Source organism: Luteibacter sp. P4_E6 (genome assembly GCF_056401535.1).
Genome location: NZ_JBFUJE010000025.1, coordinates 1 through 21,397, shown reverse-complemented (window position 1 = coordinate 21,397; position 21,397 = coordinate 1). Strand labels below are relative to the sequence as shown.

The 21,397-nt window shown below is 65.4% G+C and carries 13 protein-coding genes; 9 read left to right on the top strand and 4 right to left on the bottom strand.

The window, feature by feature from the left end; translation table 11 throughout:
- Window positions 1-221, bottom strand: a 221-nt coding sequence (locus AC1DT2_RS03455) for a hypothetical protein (protein ID WP_477294326.1), incomplete at its 3' end; no start/stop codon positions are given.
- Between AC1DT2_RS03455 and AC1DT2_RS03450 the strand changes: the two genes are divergently transcribed.
- From AC1DT2_RS03450 to AC1DT2_RS03410, 9 genes are all read left to right on the top strand, one after another.
- Window positions 220-1,128, top strand: a complete 909-nt coding sequence (locus tag AC1DT2_RS03450) for a 5'-nucleotidase, lipoprotein e(P4) family (RefSeq protein WP_477294324.1) — start codon at window positions 220-222, stop codon at window positions 1,126-1,128. The two genes, AC1DT2_RS03455 and AC1DT2_RS03450, sit on opposite strands and share 2 nt — an antisense overlap.
- 213 nt (window positions 1,129-1,341) lie before the next feature.
- Complete coding sequence (locus AC1DT2_RS03445; RefSeq protein ID WP_477294322.1) at window positions 1,342-2,322, top strand: hypothetical protein; 981 nt, start codon at window positions 1,342-1,344, stop codon at window positions 2,320-2,322.
- A 32-nt stretch (window positions 2,323-2,354) separates the two neighbouring features.
- Window positions 2,355-4,949, top strand: coding sequence for a glycerol-3-phosphate 1-O-acyltransferase PlsB (gene plsB, locus AC1DT2_RS03440; protein WP_213948875.1), 2,595 nt, complete (start codon window positions 2,355-2,357; stop codon window positions 4,947-4,949).
- A gap of 111 nt (window positions 4,950-5,060) precedes the next feature.
- Entirely contained in the window at window positions 5,061-8,237 is a 3,177-nt protein-coding gene (locus tag AC1DT2_RS03435; protein WP_477294320.1) for a dermonecrotic toxin domain-containing protein, read from the top strand.
- Window positions 8,238-8,315: 78 nt separating this feature from the next.
- Window positions 8,316-11,933, top strand: a complete 3,618-nt coding sequence (locus AC1DT2_RS03430; protein ID WP_477294318.1) for a dermonecrotic toxin domain-containing protein — start codon at window positions 8,316-8,318, stop codon at window positions 11,931-11,933.
- Window positions 11,934-11,956: 23 nt separating this feature from the next.
- Window positions 11,957-15,244 (top strand): dermonecrotic toxin domain-containing protein, encoded by a 3,288-nt coding sequence (locus AC1DT2_RS03425; RefSeq protein ID WP_477294316.1) that lies wholly within the window; start codon window positions 11,957-11,959, stop codon window positions 15,242-15,244.
- Window positions 15,245-15,295: 51 nt separating this feature from the next.
- Window positions 15,296-16,045, top strand: a complete 750-nt coding sequence (ubiE, locus tag AC1DT2_RS03420; protein WP_477294328.1) for a bifunctional demethylmenaquinone methyltransferase/2-methoxy-6-polyprenyl-1,4-benzoquinol methylase UbiE — start codon at window positions 15,296-15,298, stop codon at window positions 16,043-16,045.
- Window positions 16,046-16,092: 47 nt separating this feature from the next.
- A complete protein-coding gene (locus tag AC1DT2_RS03415) occupies window positions 16,093-17,943 on the top strand; it encodes a M1 family metallopeptidase (protein ID WP_477294314.1) in 1,851 nt (616 codons plus the stop codon).
- Window positions 17,944-17,946: 3 nt separating this feature from the next.
- Complete coding sequence (locus AC1DT2_RS03410) at window positions 17,947-18,945, top strand: alpha/beta fold hydrolase (protein ID WP_255548566.1); 999 nt, start codon at window positions 17,947-17,949, stop codon at window positions 18,943-18,945.
- Window positions 18,946-18,978: 33 nt separating this feature from the next.
- Here the strand turns inward: AC1DT2_RS03410 and AC1DT2_RS03405 are convergent, their stop codons facing one another.
- The 3 genes from AC1DT2_RS03405 to AC1DT2_RS03395 form a co-directional block, all read right to left on the bottom strand.
- A complete protein-coding gene (locus AC1DT2_RS03405; protein WP_477294311.1) occupies window positions 18,979-19,746 on the bottom strand; it encodes a M48 family metallopeptidase in 768 nt (255 codons plus the stop codon).
- 75 nt (window positions 19,747-19,821) lie between these two features.
- Window positions 19,822-20,730, bottom strand: coding sequence for a recombination-associated protein RdgC (locus tag AC1DT2_RS03400; protein WP_063573422.1), 909 nt, complete (start codon window positions 20,728-20,730; stop codon window positions 19,822-19,824).
- Between the two features lie 75 nt (window positions 20,731-20,805).
- Window positions 20,806-21,397, bottom strand: a 592-nt coding sequence (locus AC1DT2_RS03395; protein ID WP_477294309.1) for an aminotransferase class I/II-fold pyridoxal phosphate-dependent enzyme, incomplete at its 5' end; no start/stop codon positions are given.

Below are 21,397 nucleotides of genomic sequence, written 5' to 3'. Positions count from 1 at the left end.
AGGAAAAGACCGAGCCCCATCGCGATGTAGCTGGCGATGCGGATGGCGTGAGTGCGCGGACTGGCGACGTCCATAGAGACCTCGTCGTGAATGAGGCCGCAGTCTGTCAGCACGCAGGGTCGTTGCGCCAGAGGCGTGCGTCCCGTCGTCACGCTGTCGTAAACTCCCCGGACAATCGCCGGCCCACGGGCGACGTTGCCTGTTTCGCAAGGGGTTTTCATGATGAAGTTCGTTCCGGCCGCGTTCGCCGCGGCACTGGTGCTCACCGGTTGCGCAGCCACGCCCCATGCCGGGCCTGCTGCGGCACCCGTCCCGCCCGCACCTGTCGCGGCGCCCGCCATCACCGGCGCCACCGCTGATGACAACCTGAATGCGGTGGCCTGGTCGCAGAACGCCAGTGAGCACGACTTCATTTACCTGCAGACCTTCCGAGATGCGCAGGAGAAAATTCTCAAAGCGAAGCAGGATCCGAACTGGGACGCCCTGCCGAAGGACGACCGCGCGGCTCACCCGTCCCTCAAGGGCCTCAAGCCCGCCGTGGTACTCGACATCGACGAGACGGCGCTCGATAACTCGCCCTACCAGGCACGCCTGATCCGCGCCGGTGGCGAGTTCAATGAAGCCGACTGGGCAGCGTGGTGCAAGGAAGGCATCGCGCGGCCGATGCCCGGTGCCCTCGCCTTCACGAAGTTCGCCGCCGAGCACGGCATCGCCGTGATCTACATTTCCAACCGCGCCAAGGACCTGGACGAAGCGACGCTGGGTAACCTGCGTTCGGCGGGCTTCCCGGTGGCCGGCAAGGAGTCCTTCCTGGGCCTGGGCACCTTCGTCGAAGGTTGCGAGCAGGTGGGTAGCGAGAAGGGCTGCCGTCGCCAGCTGGTCGCGAAGAACTATCGCGTGCTGATGCAATTCGGCGACCAGATCGGCGACTTCGCCAATATTCTGGGTAACAACGCCGACGGCCGCRCCAGGGCCATGGCGCCCTATACGGCCTGGATCGGCGAGCGTTGGTTCGTCCTGCCGAACCCGACCTACGGCAGCTGGGAGACGGCGCTGTTCGACAACGACTTCAGCCTGCCGCGTGGCGAGCGCCGGCAGAAGAAGATCGAGTCACTGCGTACTCAATAAATTCATGCACTTATCCGGGTTAAGTTAAGGCATTGCTTTAGCAATGTTATTTAACTATTATGGCCTCGCCAAAACCCGTGGCGCCAAAAAGCAATGCGGGCAAGGCCATTTCCCTTACCGGCCTCGGGCTGGATAACCCCGTGAGGCGATGAGCCTCCGGGGTTTTTTCTTGTACGCTCCCCGTCCCCGCCTTCCGAAGACGTCGAAGCCCCCATGCGCCGCCTATCGCACCTGGCCTGGATCCTCCTGCTGGCAGTCGCCCTGCTTTCCGCTTGCAACCACAAGCCGAAGGATGCCCCCGGCACGCCCGGCGGCGGCTCCCCCGAAGACGCCATGCGCGATTCGCTGGATCTGCTTCGCGACGGCAAGTTCGACATGTTCTGGCGGCACGCGCTGCCGCCCGCGGACTTTGCCGCGCTGCGCGCCGACTGGGTAAAACGCAATGCGCCCACCGAGCCGCTCGATGACGACGACCGCGCCAAGTTCGAGGCCGGCGTAAAGCGGCTGACCGAGCCGGATGCGGAGAAGAAGCTGTTCGCCGACCTGCGTCCGACCCTGGTCCGCTTCGATCGCGACTATAAGGATCAGATGCCGCTGCTGTCCGGCGTCGGGCAGTCGATGGCACTCACGGCGATCGACCAGGCCAAGGAGCTCACGGCGTCGCAGAAGCGGCAACTGCGCGAAGCCGCGAACGTGGTCGCACCGTGGACGCAGACCGTACCCTGGGGCGATCAGGGCAAGGCGAAGGAGGCGATCGGCATTCTTGTGGACACCGCGCGCAAGGCCAACCTTTCGACCCCCGACGCGCTGCATGCGATGAACTTCGAGCAGTCCATGGCCACCTGGTCGACTGCCTGGCTGGGCTTCAAGCGCCTGTTCGCCGTTTATGGCCTTTCCATCGACAAGAGCTTCGAGTCGATAAGCATCGACACCATCGAGAACAGCGGCGGTTCGGCGCACGTAAAGATCACCTACATCCTGCTGGACAAGCCCATCCAGACCGATGCCACCCTGGTGCTGCTCGACGGCCGCTGGTACGACAGCGACCTGCTGCAAAGCGTCCGCGCGCAACACCTCCAGCTCAACCCGCCCGCGCAACCCGCTCCGTCGGGCAGCGCGCCAGCCCTGCCCGGTACCGCCGCACCGCCGCCGCACAACGATGGCGCACCGGTCGCGGCCGCCCGGCCCCGCTGAAGCCGTACAATCCCACGATGCCCGAAATTCCGATGAGTGCGGATCCGCACGTCCCTGTCGCCCGTTCGCCCTGGTGGTTCAAGCTGCTGGGTCGGCTTCTCGAACCCTGGGTGCGGATCAAGCGTGAGCCCGCCGAGCCTACCGCCCTCCTCGTGAGCGGCGCGGCTGTCTGTTACGCGATCGAGCGCGACGGCGCTTCCGACGCGCTGATCCTCGAACGTGCCTGTCGCGAGGCTGGCCTGCCCAGTCCGATGCAGTTGCTGGAGCTACCCGGCCGTCGTCGTCGCTCGGTGTTTTCCCTGAGCCGCCGCCATGGCTGGCTGTTCGGACGCACGGATGCGCGTGGACCGAAAGAACCGATCGGCCAGCTCATCCGCGCACTGGAGGACGATCCGGAGCGCGATATCCAGGTCGTCCCCGTTTCCATCTATGTCGGCCGGGCGCCCAACCGTGAGAGCGGCTGGTTCAGCGTGCTCTTCGCCGAGAACTGGCTGGTGGTCGGCCGCTTCCGCCGCATGCTCGCCCTCCTGCTCAATGGGCGGGATACCGTCGTGCATTTTTCCGCACCGGTGTCGCTGCGTAGCGTGCTGGCCGACTCGAACGGCCTGTCGCCGGAGCGCCTCACGCGCAAGATCGCCCGCGTGTTGCGCACCCATTTCCGCCGCATTCGCGCAGCCGTGATCGGCCCCGACCTGTCGCACCGCCGTACCGTGGTCGACGCGGTGCTCAACACCGAACCGGTGCGCGATGCCATCGCGGCGACGGCCAGCAAGGAAAACATCACGCTGGCGAAGGCTCAACGGCGCGCGCGCGATTTCGCGCTCGAGATCGCGGCGGACTATTCGCACCCCGTGGTCCGCTCGACCTCGTTCCTGCTCTCCAACTTCTGGAACAAGCTCTACGACGGCATCGCCATGCACCACTTCGACAAGGCCCGCGCCGCGGCGCCGGGTCATGAAGTGGTCTACGTGCCCTGTCATCGCAGCCACACCGACTATCTGCTGCTGTCTTATCAGTTGCATTACTCCGGCGTGGTGCCACCGCACATCGCTGCGGGCGTGAACCTCAATCTCCCCGGCGTCGGCCCCATCCTCCGTCGTGGCGGCGCGTTCTTCCTGCGCCGCAGCTTCAAGGGCAATGCGATGTATTCGGTGGTCTTCAACGAATACCTCGCTCAACTGGTCGATCGCGGCGTGCCGCTGGAGTACTTCATCGAAGGCGGCCGTTCGCGTACCGGACGCCTGCTGGCACCGCGCGCCGGCATGCTGGCGATGACGCTGCGCGCCTTCCTTCGCGCGCCTCGCCGGCCGGTGCTATTCCAGCCGGTGTACATCGGCTACGAGAAGCTGATGGAAGGCAAGTCGTACGCAGGCGAGCTTTCCGGTAAGCCGAAGGAAAAGGAATCGCTGCTCGGCCTCATTCGCGGCCTGAAGGTGCTGCGCCAGCGCTATGGCCACGTCACGCTGAACTTCGGCGAGCCTATCCTGCTCACCCCCATGCTCGATTCGGTCGCGCCGGACTGGCGCGTGACGACGGCCGAGCACGACGCCAAGCCGGAATGGATGAGCAACCTGGTCGACGACCTCGCCGAGCGCATCCAGATCAATATCAACCGCGCGGCCGACGTCAATCCGATCAACCTGATCGCGCTCGCCCTGCTGGCCACGCCCAAGCATGCGATGGCCGAGAACGACCTGCTCGCCCAGCTCGAACTTACCAAGTCGATGTTCCAGGAACTGCCGTATTCGGACCGCGTAACCATCACGCCGATGAACCCACAGGGCATCGTCGCGTACGGCGAGCAGATGGGCTGGATCCGCCGCATCCGTCACCCGCTTGGCGACGTGCTCGTTACCGAAGGCGAACAGGCGGTGTTGTTGTCGTACTTCCGCAACAACGTGCTCCATCTGAACGCGGCTGCCGCGTGGGTGGCAGCCTGCTTCCTCAACAACCGCCGCATGTCGCGATCGTCGGTGCTGCGCCTGGGCAAGCTGATCTATCCCTTCATCCAGGGCGAGCTGTTCCTGCCCTGGGACCAGGATGGGTTTGCCAACGAGGTGCAGGAAACGATCGAGTTCTTCGTTCGCCGCGGCATCCTCGAGGCCAGCAGCGAAGGCCGCGTCCTCGAACGTGGACCCGGCCAGGACGACGGCGCGTACCAGCTCCGCGTGATCGCCCGCAGCATGCTGCAGGCTTTCGAGCGCTACTACATCGCCATCGCCGCGCTGGTGAAGAACGGCCCGCACACCATGAGCTCGGGCGAACTCGAAACCGCCTGCACGCTCACGGCGCAGCGCCTCGGCCTGCTCAACGAACTGTCGGCACCGGAGTTCTTCGACAAAGCCTTGTTCCGCGGCTTCATCCAGAAGCTGCGCGAAGTGAAGGTGGTCTGGACCGACACGAACGGCAAACTCGACTTCAGCGACGCGTTGGAAGATATGGTGCGCGATGCACGAGTGATCCTCGCGCGCGAGGTGCGTCACTCCATCCTCAAGATCACGCCGGGCGGCGAGAACGACCGCGACCTCGAAGCGCGTCCACCGGACGATCCGGGCGAGACGGCGGCGGAGTCGCTACATGACCGGCATGTCGCCAACGAAGAGACGCGGCACAAGAATCATCCCTGAGCTGACATCTTTGCTGTCGTAACGCTGACACCATGTCGTCGTTGGCGGGGACATATCTTCCGCTGACGAGCTCCTAACCTTTGCGCTGGATTTCCACGCAAAGGATGCGGCATGGACATGAATCCCCCGCAGGCGCCGGCGGCAATCGTCAGCAGCACGCAGCAGGAGACCGTCGACGCCCTGGGTCGGCTTATCGCCGTTCAAGCGTGGCTGGCCAGCCAGCAACAGGATTTACCCGCGCTACCTGTTTATCCCGTCGCCGAAGGCCGCACGCACCTGCTCGCCGCCCTGGATGCGTTCTGGCAGCGACCGGTAGAAGACGCCCCGGGCGCGCCACCCGTGCCACGCATCGATGCCCTGGCCACGCGGTTGGCGTCTGTCATGCGCGACGACGCCCTCGTCCGCCGCAGCGACGGCACGCTCGACGGCGTCGCAGCGAACCTCGCCGAGCGTTTCGCGCGCTCGCACGGCGGCGACTTGCCACCAGGCGTGCAAGTCCGTTCGTTGCRCATCGGTCCGGTGGACTACGCAGGTGCGGTCATCGTATACGACCGCGACGATCCTACCGTCGTCCTTCGCTTCCTGCCGGATCGCGGCTGGGACGCTTTCGACAGCCTCGACCACCTGCATGGCGAGACAGAGTTATGGTTGCGGCAGGCGCTGGCGCGCCGCCGCGAACTGCCGGGGATTCGCGCGGACGACACCGCCCAGGTACTAGCCAACGATCGCTTCGTCGATTCGCTGCCGCAGCAAGCCGACGTGTTTCGCTCGATGGCCCGGCGGATCGCCGGACTGCAGAGAGAAAAGGTCGAGGATGCGTGGCCGTCGGCCGGCGACACGGTGTCGTCCTCCCGGTTCATTGACGACGCCACGGCAGCTCTCGACCTGCACGACAAGCTCGACGTTTTCGCCCTGCTCGCCGAACGCGAAGAGCGCCTCGGCGCCACCCTCCTTGAACAACGCATGCGCCTTGTACCCACGCAGGTAGCCCAAGGCTGGCGCGACGCCATGGAAGGCTACCGGCTGACTCGGATGCGCGCCGCGTCGTCGGCGCGACATCACGACGACGCCCCGCTCACGCTGGCGGCATGGACCCGGAAGGAACTCGTGGCCGCGCTGGCGAGCCGCGGCATCGAGGCAGACCCCGATGATATTCGGATCGAAGCCAGCGGAAGCGAAGGCCTCATCCCGCCGTCGATCGGCTCGGCGCCAGCGATACCTCCTACCCACCTTAGCCTCGCGGAATTCGCCTTGCGCAACATCGGCTACTTCGATGGGCGAAGGCTCCAGATCGTCACGAGGGGACTACCCTCGGGTTCGACCACCCCGAGCATGCCGCGCCTGCGCGAGATGGTTCGCGAGCTCAACCTGGCCCCTCGCTTCGAAGCCTACCTGCGTGCGCGCGTGAGCGATCCACAGGGCCGAACCTTCCGCCAGACGACGATGCGACTGCAACAAGCGCGCATGCGCGTCGAAGCCGCTGCCGCGCGTAGCACCATGTACCTGAGCGACGAGCTGCCAGCCTTCATCGACGATCGCGAGGAACGCGGATACCGCATGGTTGAAGCCGTGCTGGACAGCCCGGTAGCGGCGACCCGCCGTACCGTCGGCGATCATAGGACCGCCGTGCGCCAACTGGTCTATCGGGGCGCCGTAGTGAGTGATGTGCTGGTCATCGGCGTCCGCGACGCACGCAGTTCATCGCGGGTCGTGCTGTACACGCCGGGAGCGCCTGACGGCCGTGACTTCCGCGAGTTCAGCGACCGCGCTGCGGCAGGCCGGCAGTTTCTTTACGCACCCGCTTTTCAGGACTACCTGCTACGGCGCCTGCCGGCCGAATTTGGCGAAGCGCTTCCCAACGGAAGCGGCCGGCGTTTCCGTGTCTCAGAAGCCACGCGGCGAACCCATTGGGTRCTCGCCGCCCCCGGCGAAGGACGCGGCACCCTCACCGAGGAAGCGTTCGAGGAGCGCCTGGTCGATGGCGATCTGCGTACGGCACTGTTCGATGCCGAGATCGTCCGGCAGGCGCGCGACGTCGCATGGCTGGGGCGTAGTACCTCCCAGGCTGACACCGAGTCCGTCACCGGCGTCGTCAGCACCGTCATGCGGAGCGCACGTGGCCCGGAAACGGCGGTGGTGGACACACTCGGCGCGGTCGGCCAGGCATTGCGGGCGACCTGGCGGTTCTATGACAGTGTCAAGGCCGACGACGTCCATCAGGCATTCATTGATTTTGCTGAGGCCTATACCGCGTCGCTGAGCTTCGCAGGCTGGGGCGCAGGTTTGCCTGGCGTAAGGCGAGCCCGACTCTCGTTGCGTCCGGATGTCGGCGCGCTACGCGCCACAGACAGCGGCATTCGTCTGCCGGACGGGCGGCACTGGCTGGATTCGCGCTACGCCGCGCGCGATGTCGACCTGAGCGGCTTGCAGCCCGATGCCCTTGGCGTGCACCGACTGGGCGGCCGTCGATACATTCGCCAGCGGGGCTTCGTCTTCGAACTCAGGCACGACCCTGCCTCCGCCACCTGGCGCCTCGCGCACCCGAATGCGCTGGACGCCGCGCGTCCCGGGCCACCGGTCGCGCGTGTGCCGGGCGGAGACTGGCGCGTGCGCACCGATATCGGTTTGCGTGGCGGCTGGACTGACGACACGGCGTTTCCCCAACCGCGCACGCGCGGTGTCACCGGCGAGGCGCTCGCTGGTCTGAGCGAGTTCCAGCGCTGGACGTTCCAGCAGTCGTTCAGAGAGCGTCTGCGCAATGGCGGTGAGGCGAGCCTTATCTATTGGGAGGCGACTTCGCAGGCACGTCCGAGATTCGTGACGTTGCGCCAGCACACGGCGTGGAACGATGCGTTGCGTGCGGCCCGTGCCACCCCGCCAGAGCCGCTACCCATCGGCACGCAGCCCGGCCCAGGGGCCACGTGGCGCGTTCTGCCGCCGAGCGAATGGCCCGCCCAGCTCTGGCACTACCCCCTCGGCCGTGGGATCGCTCTGAACGGTGGCACCGATCTGGCGCTACCTCTGCAGGCCGTTCCCGGCTCGGGACTCACCGGATTGCCCGCCACCGTGCAAGCCCCGGGACCTACAGGCGGTCCAGCGTGGATCCGGCTGCACCTGGATCGTTATCGAGGCCGGCACGGCACCCCTGAGTCTCCCGGCCTGAGGATCATCGAGGACCGTCGTGGTCCGCAGCCCACCTATGTGGTGCAGCCCGACGTGGGCTTCCCGGTCAGCTTCCTCGGCCTCGACGCCGGCGACTTCAGCACCAGCGGCCGGGTGTCGCCGTAGCGCCGCCGCATCCCCGCACCATTCCCGGGCGCCAGGCACCAACAGAGCCGGCCCTTCACCGTGACAAGGAAGAACGATATGGATGTCCAAACGATACCGCCGCATGAGGTCGTGCAGGCAGAAAGCCAGCCGTCTGTCGACGCGTTACGTCGCCTGGCTGCCACGCGCGATGCGCTCATGAGCATGTACGAGACACAACCGTCGCTGACCGAACCGAGCGCCACGGGCGCACGACAGCTGGTCGACGCGCTTCCCGGGTTCTGGGCGACCCGTGCCACCACGCTTGGCCAGCACCTGCTTAGCGTGATGAAGGAAGAAGCCACGCTGCGCAGGCTCGACGGCACGCTGAGCGATAACGCGGCGGCGCTCGCCGCCCGTGTCATCGCCGCGGACGGCCAGGGCCTTCCCGTGGGCGTGCATGTACGCGAACTCATGCTCGGCGGTGTGCCGCATGCGGGCTCGCTGATCATCGTCGATGACGGCTTGCCGGACCTGGCCCTCTTGTTCACAGCCCACGGCGGATGGGAGGCGTTCGACTCTCCGGAACGTCTTGTCGAGTCGACCCGTCGCCGACTGCTGGAGTCGGTGGATGCCACGGATGCCACCGGCCTTGAGAACGACGAGTTCGCCGAAGCTAAGACCGTGGGCGCCGTCGGCTGGCGGGGTATCACCGGCCCGTTCGCCGACGCGCTGGCCAACCGCATGATCGACGTGCAACTCGGCCGTATCGCGCTCGCCGCGGATGACTATGCCCTCGACAGCGACGAGCATGATGCAGCGACCCGTCTTGGCGATCGCATCCGCTACGAATTGTCGTTGGCGGCGATGCTCGACATCGACGCGATCGAAAGCCTGCGAGAGGCCAGGCTGCTCGAGTCGGTCGTCGCCCTACGCCTGGCGAATGTACCTGGCGAGGTCCGCGCCGCATGGTATGAGGCACGCGATACCTACAACGAGACGTTGGCAGCAGCGGCCATGCTTCGCGCAGCCATCGGCATGCGGCCACCGCTGAGCCTGCACGCCTTCGCCTCGCGCGAGCTGGCGGCACGGCTGGCGGCCCTTGGCGTCGATGAGTCGCCCGAGGCGATCACCGTCGAGATTGCCCGCATCAAGGTGTTGCCGACATTCCTCGAACCCCTCGACCCCTTACCGGGCTCGACGACGGCGCGGCGCATGTCGCTGGTCGATCTCGCTTGCCAGAACATCGGTCGTTTCTCCCTCGATACCCTGCGTGCCGTCAATACCGAGGGCACCTCCCTTCGTGACCGTCTCAGCCATGTCGCGATCATCAGCATCGTTCGTGACCTCGACATTGCAAACCGCTACCAGGCCCACGTCGAAGCGCGACTTCGTCAGGGAGCCGCGGGCGTCCTCGCCCGCAAACTCGCGACGACCGTGCAGGCGGCGAAAATGCGCATGGAGGCGACCGAAGCACGGCTGTCGTATTACATCCCCAACGAACCCGGCTCGTTTATCGACGATCACGCCGAACGGGGATTCCGCTGGATTGAAGCGGTGTTGAGCATGCCAGCCGGGCAACGCCACGTGGACAAGCACGAGATCGCCGTTTCCCAACTCACCTATCGGCAGGTGCCGCTGGACGGCATCCTCATCGTCGCCTCGCGCACGCCGAACAGTGCGCCTCGCGTCGTCATGTACACGCCCGACGCGCCGGATGGCCTCACCTTTCGCGAATTCGAAAACCGGCAGGATGCCGCGAAATACTTTCTCTACCACCCAGCCTTCCGCGAATACCTGCTCGATCGTCTACCTGCCGAATTCGCCACCGTGTCGGCCAATGGCATCACCCGCCAGTTCGCCGGCGATCGCCTCGCCCATTGGGTGCTCGGCGCCAGCAGGGAGGCCCCGTACACACTCACCGCCGAACCATTCGACGAACGCGAAGTCCATGGAGACTTTTTCGCCGCCGCATACGACACAGCAGTGGAAAAGCACCGGCGCGACACTCGATTCCTCGCCCGCTCCACGGCCGATGCGGATGACGACGCGTTACTCGGCTACGTGCAGGACCGCTTCCGGATCGACCCGGTGGCGAGAATGGCCACCACCGCGCTCGCCGACGTACCCGCGAGCCTCGCACGCATGACCCAGGCATCCTGGCGCTTCTACGACCACGTAAAGGCGGGCGATACCGGTCAAGCCGTCATCGCCTTTACCGAGGGCTACGTGAACGCGCTAAACCTTACCGTGCCGCCCTTCATCGGCGGGCGTCATGTCGCCGGCGCGATCGTACGCTCGCAAACCGCGACACGCGGCGTGGCGAGCACGCCGGTACGGATGTCGCCCGGGCGTGTCCGTTTCGACGAACGCTACGCCATGCGCGACATTCGCAAGCCGGGCAAGCCGGATAACGAAGGCGTTTTCCGGCTTCGCGGCCGGTCGTATGTCGAGCAGGACGGCACCCTGTACGCCGTGCGCCACGATGACGACTACGGCCATTGGCGTCTTGCGCCTTCCCGGGGCAGCGTTCTCGATGCCCGCTTCACCGGGCCGCTGATCGAACGGATGGATGGTCGATGGGTGTATGCACAAGGTGTCGGCCTGCAAGGCGGGATGCGTCGGTTCCGCGAGCGATTGCATCGCCTCGCCGTCCGTGACCATGCCGCTGCGGCGCCGGGTGGCGCGCCACCTGTTGCGCCGGTCGCCGCCCCGGCCGTAAACGCGCCGCCGCTGATGGCCTTGCCTGCCGTGATCGCACCCATGCGCGCCGAGATCGCGGCGGCGCTCATCGACAATCCGAGTGCGCTCGCGTTGGTCAGGACCGATGGAACGCACATGAAAGTCGTCGTCCCACCACGCAGCGCCCTCATCGTAGACCCGCACCTCCATCCGGACATCRCCGAATTGAGTGCGCATCAGCGGCGCGTGTTCCTRCATGAACTGGAAACCCGGTTCCCCCTGCGCGCCGAGCGTGCCGAGGTGCTGGGCATCCGTGGATGGGCCCAGCATGACGGTCGCCGCATTCCGTCCCCGCCGTCGTCGCCAGGCGCAGCGCCGGGCATCGACATCCAGTTTCCTGAAATCTCGTCGTCCACGGACCATGTGCCGGCTCTCGCGTCGACGCTCTCACCAGGCCAGCAAGCACGGTGGGACGACGCGCTCGCCGCTGCGCGGCAGATGCCACGCGTGCCTTCCCGGCGCTCGGGCGCCGCCACCGGTCGGGCGACGACCGAGTCCTTGCCGGCCACCCAACTCGTCCCTCGCGACGAATGGCCCAGCCGTGTCTGGTATTTCAGCGACCGTCACTTCGAGCCCGAGTTCTGGCCCGGGTCGAACCGTGAGGGCATCACGCTCGGGCCTCACGAGGCATGGATAGACACGCCCCACGGACCGCGCACGTATCCCGTGTCCGTTCTTCCGCCGGAAACACCGACACGCCGCCTGGCCGAGGCGCTGGGTACGTCGCCCATGCAACAGGCCGGGCAGCGTGATCCGCTCGGTTACGCGATCCAGATCGATACCGCGCGCCTCCGCGATCCCTGGCGTCCGGTCGGCAACCACCATGTTGTCCGGGGGCCGGGAGGCGACTTTGAAATGCGTCGACGCCTGCTTCCTAACGGTGAATACCAATACCAGCTAACGAGCAGCGACCCCATTCGCATCCCCTCGAACTACATCGTCAACGCCGGGCGCCGTGGCGAACAGCCCGCGCCACTCGCGCCCGTTCGCTACTGACTCATCACGACAAGGAAATCGTCATGGATATCACTCCGCCGCAGGCTCCGCCTGCACAGGTGCGAAGCATTCACCAGGAGGCCTCGAACGCCTTCGATCGTCTCGTCGGCTTGCAGGCCTGGCTGGCCACCGAACAAGCCGGCATGCCGGGCCTTCCCGAAACCGCAGGGCCCGAGACCCTGTCGCCCTATCTCGTCGCCGTGGATGCCTACTGGACCTCGCCGCCCATGAGGGGCACCGCCGGAAGCTCGCGGCGTGCCGCTCTTGCGGGGCGGCTCGCCGACGCGGCACGCGATCTGGCCGTGCTCGCCCGCGAAGACGGTCGCCTCGATGAAAACGCCATGGCCCTGGTCCGCTCCATCACGTCGGCCGACGGTGCCAGCCCACCACCCGGCACGACGGTTCGCGAGCTGATGTTCGGATCCAACGCTTATGCCGGGGCATTGCTCATCCAGGACGAACGGGTTCCCGAACGCACCCTGGTGTTCTCTCATGACCGAGGGTGGGAGTCGTTCCCGCGGCTGCGTGACGCTCATGCCGAGCTGGAGCGGCGCGCACGCCTTGCACTCGTCCACGCATCGGATCTTCCCGGTATCGCTCGTCAGCATCTCGCGTCGGTCGGGCCGAATGTTTTCGTCGACTCCCGGGAGATCGGCAGCGATCCCTTCGGCACCCTCGCCGATCGGCTGATCGCCGTGCAGCGCGACAAGCTTCGTCAGGCCTGGTTCGAATATTCGTTGGCCGACGAGACCACGTCGCGCGCGCAGCTCTTCGTCGACACGGCATTCCGCGCATTGCAGCTTGACCGTGCTTTCGATGTCGAAGCGATTCTCGCCGCACGTCATGCGGCGCTGCTGGAGACATTCAACGCACAGCGGCTCGAGCACGTCCCTGCGATCGTGGCCGCCGACTGGCGGGACGCGAGCGATCGCTACGTGGACACGCTTGGGCAGGTTGCCCGACGTGAAACCGAAGCGGGCCTGCGCGTGCCGATGGACCTGCCCACGTATGCGTCGACCATGCTCGGCGAGCGCCTGCGCGCGCTCGGTGTTACCCAGGACCCTTCGGACATCCATATCCGCATCGACCGCAGCGCCGATGTCGCCACGCGACTGGAGTCACTGCAAGCCTTGTTCGAGGGGCCAACGCCAGAACATATCAAGCTGATCGACCTTGCCTACCAGAACCTGGCGCCCTTCGAGCCGGTAAGGCTGAGCGCCAGCGCGAGCGATGGCACCTCGATCGCCAACCTGGACGATGCAGCGATTCGCCGGCTCGTGCGGGATCTCAACCTGTCGACACGCTTTCAGGCGTATGTGGAATCGGTATTCCGTTCGGGTAGCGAGGCGTCGGTCCGTCGCGAAGACGCCGCAGCGCTGCAGCGGGCACACATGAGGTTCCTCGCGGCCGAGGCACGGTTGTCGTACTACATGGACGACGCGCCGCACTCGTTCGTCACCGATCGTGGAGAGCGCGGTTACCACTGGGTCCGCGCGGCACTCGACACGCCGACGGCAGCAGGCCGGGCACGCGTCGAAGGACACGAGGTCGTCGTGCGACAGATCACCTATCTCGGCACGCCGCTGCGCGACATTCTAGCCTTCGGCGTGCGCCAGCCAGGGAGCGTAGCCAGCATCGTGCTCTATACACCGGATGCACCGGATGGCATCACTTTCCGCGAGTTCCCGGACCGAGCCGAAGCGGGTCGGCGATTCTTCTACCATCCCGCGTTCCGCGAGTATCTTCTCGACCGGCTCCCGGCCGACTATGGCCGCGTACTTGCTAACGGCGCTACACGGCAGTTCGCCGGCGACAACCTCGCGAACTGGGTACTGGGGTCCAGCACGGCGGCGGCCTACACCCGCACCCAGGCACCCTTCGACGAACGCGAGGTAAGCGATGACTTTCTGGAAGCCGCCTATGAGGTCGATGTACAACTCGGCTTGCGTAACGCGCAGGCATTCACACGCAGCGCGGAGGATGCGCACTGGGCGTGGCTGGTGGAGCGGCTGCGTACGGCGACCACGCACAGGATCGTCGAGGATGCGATCAAGGGCGTTGTCACCGCGCCGGCACGGGCGGCGCAGGCCGCGTGGCGCATCTACGACGACATCAAGGCGGGCGACTCTGCCGAGGCGGTTGTCGACTTCGCGGAGTTCTACAACACCTCGCTTTCCGCAGCGCTACCCGTGTATGCATTGACTTCCTCATCCGTGGGACATGCGATAGCGGGCGCACGCTTTCGCGTGGCGGGACGCCTCGTGGAAGCGAGGCCGGCCGTGCGGCCGGTCGTCGTCTTCGAACCGCGCTTCGTCGCACGGAACATCCGCAAGTCCGGCCAGGCCAATGCCGAGGGAATTTTCACCATCGGCGGCAAGACCTACATCGAACACAACGGGCAGTTGTACCGGGTGATCCACGACAGCGATTACGCCAGCTGGCGACTGACACGTCCCGATGCGGGGCCGGCGTTCCGGGGCCCCGCGATCCAGCGGACCTCGACAGGCACCTGGGCCTACCGTCGGGTGGGTCTGCGTGGCGGCAGCGGGCGTGGACAAGCGGGAAGTCCCGAACCCTTGCCTGACCTCTACGACGCGTACCAAGCCGAAATCGAATTGGCATTCCCCGACCCGGTAGAACGCGAGCTAGTGGCCGCGCGGATGCGCGTCGAACGAGCGCCCGAGGTGGGCGCGCAGGTCACGGCCCCGCTCATTTCCGCCGAGCAACGGATCCGCTGGGAGGCGGCGCTGAACCAGGCGCGCTGGCATCAGCTCCTGATGACGTCACAGCCCGGGACCTCCGCAGCGGCGGCGCCTCTGGACCTGACCACGCGCTTCGGTGGCCTGCGGCCGGTACCGCGGGCGCAGGCTCCCGCCGACCTCTGGTACTACGGCAAGATGCCGTTCAAGGAAAGCGATCTGCGACGCCACCGCGGAAACCAGGGATACGACCGGGACTCGGCCGAGCTCTCGGTTCGTTCCATCTATCCCAGTGTCCACGGCGTTCGCGTCACCACGGTACCGCCGACGGCATCCATCGAGCAGATACGGCAGGCGATGGGCGCGCCCGACCTCGTGCGCGGGACGACGTTTTCGGTGCGCATCGATCCGAACAGCCTGTACGAGCCTATTTCGAGCAGCTGGAATCGGATCTACCCCTTCGCTGGCCAGCAGCCCCTGGCCGACCTGCTCGCGCCCAACACGGGGTTGCAGAACGTGTTCTTCGCGCGCCCGAGTTACGGCACGTCACTCAAGCTCGGCAGCGGCCAGTTCGACGTGGTCAACACGTTGCCGCCCCCGGCAGGACCCTGACCGCGATAGCGGCAGCTGTCTGGGCGGATGATCCGGAGTACCATGCGCAGCATGGATTCCCAGAAAACCACTCATTTCGGCTTCCGTGACGTCCCCCTGGCCGACAAGCAAAAGCTCGTCGGCCAGGTGTTCACGTCCGTGGCGCGTAACTACGACCTGATGAACGACCTCATGTCGTTCGGCGTCCACCGCCTCTGGAAGCGCCACTTCGTCGCCGTAAGCGGCGTGCGCCGCGGCGACCGGGTGCTCGATCTCGCGGGTGRCACGGGCGATATCGCTGCCCTGCTCAAGCCGGTGGTCGGCGAGGAAGGCGAAGTCGTGGTAGGTGACATCAACGCCGCCATGCTCGGCGTCGGCCGCGACCGCCTCACCGATCGCGGCCTCGTGTCCGGTCTGCGCTGGGCGCAGATGAACGCCGAAATGCTGCCGTTTCCGGACAACAGCTTCGACGCCGTGACGATCGCCTTCGGCCTGCGTAACGTCACCGACAAGGACAAGGCCCTGGCTGACATGCACCGCATACTCAAGCCCGGTGGCCGCGCCCTGGTGCTGGAGTTTTCCAAGGTGCAGAGCCCCTTGCTCTCGAAGCTCTACGACGTGCATTCGTTCAAGATCCTGCCGCGCCTGGGCAAGCTCTTCGCCGGGGATGCAGACAGCTACCAGTACCTCGCCGAGTCGATTCGCAAGCATCCCGACCAGGAAACCCTGAAGGGCATGATGCTCAAGGCCGGCTTCGGCCACGTCGAAGTCCGCAACCTGACCAGCGGGATCGTCGCGATCCATCGGGCCTACAAGCTCTGACAGGGGTGGCATACTTGGGGCTCTCCTTCCATCGGATGATCCCCTCGATGCGTCTGCTCCCCGTACTTGCCCTCACCATGGCGTTCCCCGTCGTGGCTTTCGCCGCCGATCCGCATTCCTATGCCCAGCCTGCCGTCGTCAAGGTCACCCACCTCGATCTCGACCTGAAGCTGGACTTCGGGCAGCGCGAACTGGCTGGCAATGCCACGCTGAAGCTCGACTGGAAGGACGCCAAGGCGAAGGATCTCGTACTCGACACGCGCGACCTGAAGATCGCCAGCGTCGACGCCGTGGATGGCTCGGGCAAGGCTACCCCGCTGAAGTTCGCCCTCGCTCCGCGCGACAAGGAACTCGGCTCGAAGCTGACCATCGAGGCGCCGGCCCATCCGGGCAGCGTGCGTATCGCCTATACGACGGTGCCCGAGGCTTCCGGCCTGCAGTGGCTCACGCCGGACCAGACCGCGGACAAGAAGCAGCCCTTCATGTTCTCGCAGTCGGAGTCGATCCACGCGCGGTCGTGGGTACCGCTACAGGACTCCCCGGCCATTCGCTTTACCTATGACGCACACATCAGCGCACCGAAGGATGTGCGCGTGGTGATGAGTGCGATCAACGATGCGAAGCATCCACTCAACGGCGATTTCGCCTTCGATCAGCCGCATCCGATTCCGTCCTATCTCCTGGCGATCGCCGCTGGCGATATCGCAGTGAAGGAAACCGGCCCGCGCAGCGCCGTCTATGCCGAGCCCAGCGTGGTCGGCAAGGCCGCTCACGAATTCGAGGACACTGAGAAGCTGATCGCCACGACGGAACAGCTTTACGGCCCGTACGCCTGGGGCCGCTATGACATCCTCGTGCTGCCGCCGTCGTTCCCGTTCGGCGGCATGGAAAACCCGAACATGACCTTCGCCACACCGACCGTTCTGGTCGGCGACAAGAGCCTGGTCTCACTGGTATCGCATGAGCTCGCGCACTCCTGGTCGGGCAACCTGGTGACCAGCGCCGCATGGCGCGACATCTGGCTGAACGAAGGTTTCACCACGTACGTTCAGGGCCGTATCACCGAAGCGGTCTACGGCAAGACGCTCGCCGACGAAGAGGCCCTCCTCTCCGCACGCGAACTGCAGAAGACCATCGGTGACATGCCGGCCAATTCGCAGAAGCTCACGCCGGACGCACGCGGCGTTGGCGCGGACGATTCGCTGTCCTCGGTTGCCTACGACAAGGGCTCCTGGTTCCTGCGCACGCTGGAGCTGCGCTTCGGTCGCGAGACCTTCGATGCCTACCTGAAAGGCTACTTCGCGCACTTCGCCTTCCAGAGCATCGATACCGACACGATGTTCGCCTACCTCAAGACGAACCTGCTGGATAAATACCCGGGCAAGATGAGCGAGGCCGAGGCACGCGCGTGGATCTTCCAGCCGGGCATCCCGAAGGATGCACCGCTGCCGACCTCCGCCCGCTTCGACGGCATCGACAAGCAGCGCACCGACTTCCTTGCCGGCAAGCTCGCGGCGGACAAGCTCGACGCCAAGACCTGGAACACCCAGGAGTGGATGTACTTCCTCGACCGGATGCCCGATGTGATGCCGCTGCCAAAGGTGAAGGAAATCGACGCCGCCTGGCACCTCACCGGAACGCCCAACGCGGAGATCGGCATGCGCTGGTACGCGCACGCCATCGCCGCGGGGGACAAGGATGTGTGGACGGCAGCCGCCGAACACATGACCCGCATCGGTCGCCTGTACCTGACCACGCCGCTCTACCGCGCGTTTGCGCGCACACCGGAAGGCCTGGCGTTTGCGAAGGAAACCTATGCCAAGGCAAAGAGTGGCTATCACCCGATGACCCAGCAAGCCGTCGAAGCCATCCTCGCCGGCAAGTCGAAAAAGAAGTAAGTCATGGCCAAGATCCCGACAATCGCTTCCGCCGACAGCCGCCCGCTCTGGCAGCGCCTGCTTCTTCGCCGCCTCAAGTTCCTCGTGGTGGTCGCCCTGGTGCTCGGTATCGGTGCTGGCGGCGTTTACCTGTTCGCTCCGTCGTTGCTGCTCAAAGCGGATGCCGCACGCCTGGCCATGTCCGCACACATGGAGAAGAAGACCGTGGTCGCGGGCGATACGACCTGGTCGTATTACGAAGGTGGTGACGGCCCGACCATCGTGCTTCTGCACGGTTTCGCGGCCAACAAGGAAACCTGGCTGACGATGGCGAAGGGCCTGACCGATCACTTCCACGTGATCGCTCCGGATCTGCCTGGCTGGGGCGAGTCCTCACGCAATGAGGGCGGCGACTACGGCATTCCGGCGCAGGCGGCACGCCTCGAAGCCTTTGCTACTGCCGTCGGTGCCCAGCATTTCCTGCTGGTCGGCCATTCGATGGGTGGCGCGATCGCCGGTGTTTACGCTGACCAACATCCTGAGCGGGTGGCGAGCCTGGTGCTGTCGAGTTCGCTCGGCCTTACCTTCAAGGAAAACGACTTCGTTCGTGACGTCAAGGCCGGCAAGGACCCGTTCCTGTTCAAGGATCGCGCCGATCTGGAAGCGTTGCTCGGTCGCATCTTCCTGGTGAAGCCGAACATACCGGGTCGCCTGGAGGACGCCTTGCTCGCGCGTAACGAGCAGGACCACGACTTCATCGCGCACACGTTCGAACAGCTGAAGGAGCCCGCCCAGGCTTACTCACTGGATCCGGTGATTGGCAAGCTGCAGATGCCGGTGCTCGGTATCTGGTGCCGCGAAGACAAGATCATTGATGTCTCCGCGCTGGACACCCTGCGCAACGGCCTGAAGAGCTCGCCCTCGATCGGCGCCACGATCATGAACGGCTGCAATCACATGCCCATGCTCGAGAAGCCGGAAGAAACCGCGAAGATCATCACCGGCTTCGCACTGGCGCACTGATTCGCCGTGGACGGAGCGGCTCTTGTGGCCGCTTCAGTCCGCGACGTCCGCGATCAATCTGTCCAGCTGCATCTTCAGTCCGCTGCCATGCATACGCAGCCACGTGCGCTGCTCCTTGTAATCCGGAAAGACGGTTTCCACCCAGTGCCAGAACTTCGGCGAGTGGTTGCGCACCTTGAGATGACATAGCTCATGGACGAGCACGTAGCGCAAGGCGGCTGGCGGTGCGAGGGCAAGCGCGAGATCGAGGTTGATCCTGTCGCGCGTGTCGAGGCTACCCCACAGGCTCTTAAGCGGACGCACCTTGAGTGCCGTGGGTGCGGCGTTGATCAACGGAATATAGGCGGGCAGCCAGCGTGAGACATCACGGCGAATCTGCGCCTCGAAGTAACTGGCCAGCAAGCCTCTCGCTACCATCAGTGCGCGCGTGTGAGGCTTTGGAATCACCAGCGTGAGACCGCCCGGATGCAGGTCCACTCGCGGATACGCACCCTCGGCCCAGTCCAGCGCGACCTCTTCGCCACGAAAAGGGAAGGACGTCGGGACACCGACTTTCAGGGCAGGCAACGGCGCGGCATCCAGATGGAACTCGCCCAGCTTCTGTTCCAGCCAATCGGCGTGATGGCGGAGAAACGCCGCCATCTGCGCAGTGTGCGTGCCGTTGGGATAGGTGAGGCGAGCACCCTTCGGCGTCACCGTGAGGCGCAGTCGCCGGGCGCGCGGATGCGCCGACTTGAGCACACGAATGGTGCCGCCCGTCAGGGTCGACAATTCAAGCCATTCGCCTTCTTCAGATGCCATGTCGCGAGTCTCTGGTCGATCCCGACGAACTTGCCACCAAGCCATATCGAATCCTGCGACGCGGCCGCTCCGGTATTACTCCGGGCGCGGCAGCTTGAACCACTCTTCCAGCTTGCCCAGCAGGCGCTCGTACTCGAGTGCCATGAGGGCGAAATTCGCATCCATTTCCGCGGCCGCCGACTCCGGGCTATCCGCCTGGCCGTCGAGAACCACATCGGTGAACTTGATTTTACGCAGGATCAGATCTTCCCCGAGCACGAATGAGATGCGGTCGTCGAAGACCAAACCCAACTGGAACACCTGTTTTCCGGTGCGCAGGTGCTCGCGAATCTCATCGGTATCGAGATCCTGCCGGCGGCAGCGGGCGATGGCTCCCGACGCCGTGGCCGGGTCGCGCAGTTCGCATTCGTCGCCGAGCACCAGCCCACCCGGGAGCTCGCCCGTGGCGACCCAGTGCGTCATGAGGATGCGCGGCGACTCCTCCGGTGCCAGCGGTACGGCCGGGAAGCTACCCAGGGCCTCGCGGACCTGGCTGAGCGTGTTCTCAGCCGATTTGCGACTGGACGTATCCAGGACCAGCCAGCCATTCTTCTTGTCGACATAGCCGGACATGCGCGAGGTGCGCACGAAGGCGCGCGGCAGCAGCTCGTTCATGACGTCGTCTTTCATGCGCTTGCGCTCGCGGCCGCTGACCTTGCGGCCTTCCTCGTCCACGATTTTCTGCACACGGTTGGCGATCTCGTCGTTCACCACGGCCGACGGCAGCAGCTTATCTTCGCTACCCACGGTGACCATGGTGTTGCGGCCCACCATGTGGACCAGCGCCTCTTCTTTACGGCCGAGCGGTGAGATGAATCCGCGCGTCGACATTTCCATTGGACCCACCGGGCGCAGGCGATGCTCGGGGAGCACCTCTTCGAGGCGGTCCAGATCGGTGGCGACGGGGGCGGAGAAGCGGAACAGCGTCAGGTTTCGAAAGAACATGTATCGGGATATCTCTTGCGAATGGAGGGCCGTGGCGAGCGCGAGGCGTTCGCCGGCGAAGGTGGCGATGGACGGCTAGATGACCCTGGCGATCGCCTCGGCGACGCGGTCGAGGTTGCCGTCGTTGAGCGCGGCCACGCAGATGCGGCCCGTGCCCACGGCGTAGATGCCGAACTCCGTGCGCAGGCGATCCACCTGAGCCGATAACAGTCCGGAATACGAAAACATGCCGCGCTGCGCTTCGATGAAACCGAAGTCGCCGTGCGCGGAGAGACGCTGCGTGAGACCGCGACGCATCGTACGAATGCGCTCGCGCATTTCGCCCAGCTCGGTTTCCCAGGTAGCGCGTAGGTCGTCATGGTTGAGCACCGCAGCGACCACGGCCGCACCGTGAGTCGGCGGATTGGAGTAGTTAGTGCGAATGACCCGCTTCAGCTGGGACTGCACGCGATGCGCTTCGTCGTGCGAGCCGGTGACGATCGACAGCGCGCCGACGCGTTCGCCGTACAGCGAAAACGACTTCGAGAACGAGCTGGCGACGAAGAAGGGCAAGCCCGCATCGGCAAACAGGCGCACGGCGATCGCATCGGCCTCGATGCCGTCCCCGAAGCCCTGGTACGCGATATCCAGGAAGGGCACGAGGTCATGCTCGCGCACGGTCTCGATC

Bases quoted from the DNA above. Each gene is read 5' to 3' on its own strand.
- AC1DT2_RS03445 (WP_477294322.1), top strand. From the start codon at position 1,342: ATGCGCCGCCTATCGCACCTGGCCTGGATCCTCCTGCTGGCAGTCGCC.
- plsB (WP_213948875.1), top strand. From the start codon at position 2,355: ATGAGTGCGGATCCGCACGTCCCTGTCGCCCGTTCGCCCTGGTGGTTC.
- AC1DT2_RS03425 (WP_477294316.1), top strand. From the start codon at position 11,957: ATGGATATCACTCCGCCGCAGGCTCCGCCTGCACAGGTGCGAAGCATT.
- AC1DT2_RS03415 (WP_477294314.1), top strand. From the start codon at position 16,093: ATGCGTCTGCTCCCCGTACTTGCCCTCACCATGGCGTTCCCCGTCGTG.
- AC1DT2_RS03410 (WP_255548566.1), top strand. From the start codon at position 17,947: ATGGCCAAGATCCCGACAATCGCTTCCGCCGACAGCCGCCCGCTCTGG.
- AC1DT2_RS03405 (WP_477294311.1), bottom strand. From the start codon at position 19,746: ATGGCATCTGAAGAAGGCGAATGGCTTGAATTGTCGACCCTGACGGGC.
- AC1DT2_RS03400 (WP_063573422.1), bottom strand. From the start codon at position 20,730: ATGTTCTTTCGAAACCTGACGCTGTTCCGCTTCTCCGCCCCCGTCGCC.